General features: G+C 45.2%; 2 tRNA genes. Both read left to right on the top strand.

The window, feature by feature from the left end:
• Positions 1 to 16: 16 nt before the first annotated feature.
• Positions 17 to 93: transfer RNA gene (locus CD118_RS11590), tRNA-Ile, on the top strand.
• 37 nt (positions 94 to 130) lie between these two features.
• Positions 131 to 206, top strand: a tRNA-Ala gene (locus CD118_RS11585).
• Positions 207 to 312 lie beyond the last annotated feature (106 nt).

The following is a 312-nucleotide window of genomic DNA, read 5'->3' as shown; positions in this document are numbered from 1 at the left end:
GGATTCAAAATCAAATGGGCCTATAGCTCAGCTGGTTAGAGCGCACGCCTGATAAGCGTGAGGTCGGTGGTTCGAGTCCACTTAGGCCCACCATTTGAAAAACCGAATGGTGCATTAATTTTAAATATTTGGGGGCTTAGCTCAGCTGGGAGAGCGCCTGCTTTGCACGCAGGAGGTCAGCGGTTCGATCCCGCTAGTCTCCACCATTAATTTAATTGTACATTGAAAACTAGATAAGTAAGTATAGATTTTACCAAGCAAAACCGAGTGACAAGCGAAAGCTTGAAACAAAATTATCGCTAGTCGTCGACA

It is taken from the genome of Staphylococcus coagulans, from assembly GCF_002901995.1.
Classification (GTDB): domain Bacteria; phylum Bacillota; class Bacilli; order Staphylococcales; family Staphylococcaceae; genus Staphylococcus; species Staphylococcus coagulans.
This window is presented reverse-complemented; position numbering and strand designations above follow the sequence as displayed.